At 29.9% G+C, this 6,979-nt stretch carries 4 protein-coding genes; all 4 read left to right on the top strand.

Going from position 1 to position 6,979, the window contains the following annotated elements:
- Window positions 1-160 precede the first annotated feature (160 nt).
- Genes DN408_RS31035 through DN408_RS31020 form a run of 4 tightly spaced genes read left to right on the top strand, consistent with a single transcriptional unit; the run spans window position 161 to window position 6,675 of the window.
- Entirely contained in the window at window positions 161-1,519 is a 1,359-nt protein-coding gene (locus DN408_RS31035) for a site-specific integrase (RefSeq protein ID WP_147740528.1), read from the top strand.
- Window positions 1,500-4,226: a hypothetical protein gene (locus DN408_RS31030; RefSeq protein WP_147740527.1), complete on the top strand. Its 2,727-nt coding sequence runs from the start codon at window positions 1,500-1,502 to the stop codon at window positions 4,224-4,226. Before DN408_RS31035 ends, DN408_RS31030 begins: the two co-directional genes overlap by 20 nt.
- 21 nt (window positions 4,227-4,247) lie before the next feature.
- Window positions 4,248-5,954, top strand: coding sequence for an integrase (locus DN408_RS31025; RefSeq protein ID WP_370458406.1), 1,707 nt, complete (start codon window positions 4,248-4,250; stop codon window positions 5,952-5,954).
- On the top strand, window positions 5,947-6,675 hold the full coding sequence (locus DN408_RS31020; protein ID WP_147740525.1) for a hypothetical protein: 729 nt from the start codon (window positions 5,947-5,949) through the stop codon (window positions 6,673-6,675). The genes DN408_RS31025 and DN408_RS31020 overlap by 8 nt, the downstream gene beginning before the upstream one ends.
- Window positions 6,676-6,979: the final 304 nt, after the last annotated feature.

The raw sequence follows: 6,979 nt of genomic DNA, 5'->3' as shown, positions 1-6,979 counted from the left end.
TGTAGCTTCTATTTTTTATTCGTTATACAATTAATTAATTGTTAATAGAAAATTAAGAATAATAAATATAAATTTAAAGAAATACTATATTTAAAGTTTCGTATGAATAATTAGAATATATTGTTGTTAAAAGAATTAATATTTAAGGAGGAGAAATAGTTTGGAAACGTTAGATCAGAAATTTCATTGGATGCCAAGAGGTGTGATTCTACAAAAGAGAGTGGGAAAGGAGATTAAGTTTGAAGAAACGGTTCTCATATGTATAAAAAATACAGTTAACGATTTAATTATTCCGCATCCTATTACTGATTTTATTAGAAAAACTTATAGGAATAGAGGAGTAGGTTATCATACTCAACTCAAAGCTGCTAGGGTAATGTGTAAATTCCTTAATTTCATCTACAGTAGCATTGAAGATGATGTAGTTGGATATAAAGAATTGCAAATTAAAGGACTAAAAGGAATAAAGCTAAAACATGGTGGTGATTTTATAACACATTTGACTTATGAAGGGGTCAGTTTTAATCACTCAGATTATTGTGAAAGTGTACTTACAAAATTATATATATATCTAAGGGAACATGGGTTGATAGACGAAGATTTTCAGGTGATTTACAGAAAAGATGGTAAAAAAATAGGGCATCCGTTATCTCTATTTAGTAAGTCAATTTTTGATATTGAGCGACCAAATAGAAATCAAACGAATGAGAAACACAAATTAAAAGATTTTGGCCCTAATCGATATAGACTTGTTTATGAGTTTATTGAAGAAGCAGAATCTAGTGATATAGCGTTAGGAGTGTGTTTTCAATTTCTAGCAGGATTACGAGTAGGCGAAGTTGTTAATTTAACAAGAGAATCTATCTATGAAAAAGGATTTAGGGGAAATGATGGAATGTGGTTAGTAATTGAAGATAATCAAGAGCATTTATTTAGACATTTATCTTCTAGGTACGATGTGCAAGTTAAGAGACCTAGGGAAGTGTTCGTTTTAGATGATGAGAAACTTTGGGAAATTTATCATATTCATATGGAGAGATTAGAGAAATTAAAAAAACAGTTTAAAAATAAAGAGAGTAATGCTCTATTTATTTCTAGAAGTACAGGGCTAGCTCTGAGTGGTACTGGATATGCTAAGCGATTTCTAAGAATTAAAGAACGTTTCTTGGAAAAGTTGAGAATAAATCGTCGTTACGAGGACTTGGAATTCTTAACGAGTCTTCCTTGGTCCACACATATAGGTAGAGGTGTTTTTACCAATTTTCTTATTGATTTAGGTCTAAGTATTGAGGAAATTGCTAATTTAAGGGGAGATAAAACACTAACTGCCACATTAGAATATATTGAGAAGAGAACTTCTTATAGTAAGATAAAGGAACATGTTAATATTCTTTCTAGTGTATATGGTGAGGGTGTAGATGACGCTGATTTTTATGAGGATTCTTCTAATAAGAGACATGTGTATAACCGTTATATCAGTAGATGGGGAGGATTAAAGAGTGGATCAAGAATATATTGAGTTGAAACATCTGGATTACAAAGTAACAGACAACGATCTAAGGTTTCTTGTAGAGAATAATATTATTAGCATAAAATATAAGAATAAAACAGCGTTTATTCATAGAGAAGATTTTAAAAAGCATGTACAGTGGGAAAGAAAATTTAGCGAAGAATATTTTACTATAAAGCAATTTTGGGCGTACCTAGGGCTAAAGAGCCTTGATAATAGACAATTATTAAATGCATATTATAAAAATCTTGTTTCCCTTTCTAGAGAAGGTCATATATATTTAAGAACACTAGAATACCCGTTATTTACATTGAACGATCAAAAGGAATATAGGCTTGTGAGGCGCTATGTAAGAAAGCGTGAAGTAATTGATATTTTGGACAAATATGTAACAATAAATGAATTTATGAAGATGGCAGATATAGGTTATGCTCAAGCAATGTTTGTAATCGATAGTTTTAATATAAGGAAGATGCAATTTATAAGGAAAAAGGAGTTCACGTTCTATAAAAAAAAGGATATTAGAATGTTTTTGATGTATAGAAGTAAAACGGTAGGAGAGAAAATACGATTAAATATATCGAATGAAGATTTAGTAATATTGAATGATGTTCTTAAGTTATTGGATTTAAATGTCTATAATTATAAAAAGTTTCTAGAAAAAGGATTATTAAAGATTAGTCAGAAAATAGGAAGACATATATTTTTTAGAAAAGAAGAAGTTGTTTCGTTAAAAAAGGAAAAAGAGGAAATGGATAAGGAATTAAGGGTTAAGTACTATACTAGACAGGAAATTTTTAATGAATTTAACATAAACGTGGATTCTATCCGGGAAAATATACAGACAATTGAGATACCTATATTAGTGAGAGGGCTTCCTAGATATTTTAATGGTAGATATTTATATTTGAAAGAGGACATTATTAAAGAATATGAAAGACGAAATGAAAATTTAAATCTTTATATAGATAGGGGGTCTATATATGATAATTTTATGTACAGATTAAGAGCGGAGGGTATGGAGTTTTCTGATTCTTGCAAAGAAACGGGTAGATTGTGGTTTGAATTTGTAAGACTTAAATCAGAATCTTACTCAGGATCGAATTTTGTTTCAAAAAATGCAAGGGTGCTAGAGTACCTTTCTGTTACGAGGGTCTTAACTGGGAGAGTTTTTGATAAGGAGTTATTTATGTACTCTTCTAAGGAGCTTAATTTGATGTTTTTTAATAATAATACTAAAGAAAAAGTAAAAAAAATACTTTATATATTTTTAAGAGAAATTGATCAAATGGAAGGATATTTCTTAAAGGAAAAAATGTTTAAAATTAGAAATATAAATAGTCCGTATAAGGGTGAAGTTAAGAAAAAGAAACAATCGGAAATTTATACAGCAGAAGAATTTATGAAGTTTTTTAAATATATTTCTAACCTAGATATTCATAAAGATAAGGCTATAAGTAGTGTAAGAGAGGTGTTATTAAAGTCTTTAAGAAATAATTCAAAGGATGTCTCCTATAATCGTTATGACTCTGTTTGGTTGTATACATTAGTACATTTAAATAATGCTTGGAGACACTGGGACTGTATGGAAATCCCTAGAATAAGCTTTGAAGGAACCAGTATTATTGACAGTATAGAGTGGATTCAGAATAATGAGTTAAGCATTGAAGATGCCAAGACAATAATAAGGAAAATACAAATTAAGAATTTAAAGCATTCTAAAACTGGCGCAAATCGTTATTTTTATTGTTCGGAGCAATTAATTCTTCCTATGGCGTATGCAGCAGTTTTATGTGAAATAAGGACAAGAATATTTAATCCTTTAAGTGATTCGCTAATTGATTTTCAGTCTAAGAATCGGTTACTTACTAGTTATCCTTATAAGGCGTTTTTTGATGCTTTTCCAGAGGAAAACCTTAAATTTTCATCATTAAAAATGAATCGAACTTTTATCACACTTGCTTATAATTTATCTAAAAATCAAAAAGGTTCTGCGCATGAATTAGAGTTATTAAAATTTCTTCGTAACCATAAGTCGATTGAAACTACTAATATATATATTCATATAAATCAACGAGAAGTTAATTTTCTGAGTAATCAAATTTTTTCTAGGGATTATTTTGGGTTTATAGCAGATGGATTTGCTAATATTCTATTTGGTCCAACTAAAAATATAGAAGAAAGAACTAATCAAATAAATATTATATATGAGAAGATTGGGAAAGATCTGAGATTGGAAGGTATAGTGGATGCTTTATTATACCTTATAAAACAAGAAAATGTGGTTATGGATATTATAAAGGGACTTGATGAAGAAACAATGCAGAATATCTATAATAGACTCAATATGGGAATGTTGTATTCTAAAACAAGACATGTTCAATGCTTGGTATCATCAGAAAACTGTATGTATCCAGAGCGAGAAAATTGTATAGGCTGTCCGTTCGCTATTTATAATTTTTATGCTCTTTCTGCCATTACTGAACAAATACTTAATCATGTCGATTTTTTTGCCAGGAATGATAGGGAACATAGATATAAAGGAGATTATGAAAGAAATGCAATCCTTTTTTTTAGAGATTTAAAATTGTTTAAAGAAGCTGAAAAAAAGTTTGGATCTAGTATATATGAATTTTTGGGTATGACCAAAAGAGAATTTGAATTTGTCTTAAGTCAATTGCCTTCTGTTACACAATATATTTCGCAGACAAAGTAGGTGGGAATAGTGAATAAAATAATGCAGATTGCAGAATTAAGTGATGAATTATTTGATTTAGAATTTAGTATCGAACTTTCTATGGGAAATCTGGAAAACCTTGAGAAAAACAAATTTACTAAAGTCAATTTTTATGATGATCAATGGAATTTATATGATGAGGAAAGAGACCAAATGTCATACCTTCGTTTTAGTAGAGTAAAGGAAGAGCTCAGTGGATACTCTTTGAAGGAAGTAGAAAGGTTTATATTAGTAATGAAATGTTGGGCGGCTAGCTTACTAGTTAAGTATCAATATAGAACTGTAAGTAGGAATTTTGGTTATGTGCTAGATGAGCTGATAAAAACAGAAGCCTTTAGAATAGCGTATTTAGAAGATTTTATTGAGAGGATCTTAGCAAAAGGAGGGCGTGTGAAATCTTGTATAGCTGCAGCTATATTTAATTTTTATAATTATTATGATCTTTTCGAAGGGAAAGAAGAATATCTGAGGTTTTTGTCAACCATCCCGTCTGTCCAATCAAATACACGAACTATCCCTACTGTTAAGGATTGTCTTAAGTTTGTATGGGTTTTAAATGATTTTTATGCAAAATCGAATGATGCTGATTGGAGATATTTGTATTTCTTTCCAATACGAATTTGGTGGCATTTGACTTCAGTAATTCCAATAAGGATTGGAGAATTTCTCCTTTTAAGAAGAGATTGTATATATACTAAAAATAATCGTTATTATCTCAAGTTGCCTCGTATTAAGCAGAAAGGTCAGACAGGTAAGAAAATAATTGATGAGTTGGAGATTTCCGTAAGTGTATACTTAATGTTTAAAGAGTATATGGAATTAACAGAGGATTATGGTTATTCAAAAACTCTTCTATCATATAGGACGTATAAAGGGATATTAAATAAACCGATCAAATGCAGGAATTCTAATATCTTAAGAGATGCTATTTTTAAAAAAATCCTCTATGATTTTTATGATAAGGTAATTGCTGCCCCACCATATAATTTTACAGTTAGACGTATTGGAGAGGATTCGGAGAAAGAAATTAGAAAAGATAGAAGTAATGGAATAAGGTTTGATTTTGAACGCCGTTTAAGACCTAATGACACAAGACATATAGCGTTTTTATCTTTAATGGTTCAAGGATTTCATCCCATTGAGATTGCTCGGTTGGGAGGGCACAATACAATCTACTCACAGCGGCACTATCAGCAACATGATTTTTTTCTTACAGATTCAGGAATATCTAAACTTATTAAAATGTTTAGTCTTACAAGTCATTCCTTAAATAATTCTGTCCTTTCTCCTGAAAGATCGAGCAACACAATAAATATAGGAAAGTTATTTAGGGAGAAATTTATATTTTCTCCAGCCAAAACATTGAAACAAGAATGGGATAAGCTTGAAATTGGTTATTGTACGGCCCAAGTAAAAAATTGTAAAACACAGTGTTTTCGGTGCTTTGAATATTGGAGAATAGAATATGATGAGTTTTTGGAAAAAAGGGAAAAAATCGAAAAATGGATAGAAGAGAGTCGAGAGGAAGCACTTGCTCTATACAAAACATTGTTTAATTTACACCGTAAGTTAATTAGTAATTCGTATAAAAAAATAAACCCAAACCTAACAAGTGAATTGGCAATAAATTCAAAAAAACTGAGGGGTTTATTGGAAAGTATCGATAAATTCAATGAAGTTTATGAAGGGTGGTTGTACGATGAATAAAGTAGGAAGAAAAAAGAAGGAATATCCAGAAGATGAGATAAAAAAAATTATCTTGAGCTTTGTAAAAAATAAAGGGATTAAATCTGAAATTCCAAAGAGATCTTTAAGTAAGTATGCTAAAAGTCTATTTAGAGAGGGAAATCTTCCTTGGTTAAATGAAGAAATTTCTGATAATTATTGGATTCGTACTGAAAGAAGGGGATTTCAATTAATTGAGGAGTATAATTCTGTTGTTCATAAAACATTAGCGCGAAATAACCACATTCAAGTACAATTACCAAGTATAGAGGGAATTGTAAAAAAACACGATAAGGATTTAAAGCAACTATTGAAAAACCTTCTTCCTTATCAGAGGGAATTAAAGATAAGTCAGAAGAACAACAGTGTATTACAGGAAGAATTAAGCGAATTAAAGGAACAGCTAAATAAGAAAAGTTTACTTGTTTCAACTCTTGAAAAGAGAATGAAATTACAACAAGAAGCAATTTATCAGATGTTTGTATATGGGTCAGTTACAAATCCTAAGCTTAGAAATTTAATGGAATTGGGACATGAAGCTGATTCTATAGTTAAGGATGCTTTACAAAATATGTTTAATTTGAGAGCGGATGAATTTTTGAATCCAGACAAGCCTGCTGTTAATGCTGAATGTGAAAAAATTGTAGAGTTGGATAAACATCAATTTAAGAGATCTCTTTTAGAGGATTTCCGAAACTTGTGAATAGTATAATCTTAAGGTGGTCTCTTATATTCAGTAATTTATATTAGGAATTGAATTTTGGAGAATTGAAAAAAGCACTTTGTTTTGGAAAGGATTATTCATGAATTAAAAGAGAAATGCAACTGTTAAATAAAAGAGAACAATTTTGGGAACGTCTAGGAAGTCGGTTGGAAGGTATAAAGTTTCTTGAACATAAGTGTAGGCTTCAAGAAAGGATAGAATAAACAAACTAAGATATTTAGATAATTAAAATTAAAGATTTAGTAAGGGGTATATAAATTTATACATAGATTCTATATTATAT

It is taken from the genome of Bacillus sp. AR13-1, from assembly GCF_008042285.1.
GTDB classification, from domain to species: Bacteria; Bacillota; Bacilli; order Bacillales; family Bacillaceae_G; genus Bacillus_A; species Bacillus_A mycoides.
The sequence above is the reverse complement of the archived record's forward strand: the minus strand, read 5'-3'. Positions and strand labels throughout refer to the sequence as shown.

What these genes read in the sequence shown, in the direction of transcription:
- DN408_RS31025 (WP_370458406.1), top strand. Translation starts at nt 4,248, where the DNA reads ATGCAGATTGCAGAATTAAGTGATGAATTATTTGATTTAGAATTTAGT.
- DN408_RS31020 (WP_147740525.1), top strand. Translation starts at nt 5,947, where the DNA reads ATGAATAAAGTAGGAAGAAAAAAGAAGGAATATCCAGAAGATGAGATA.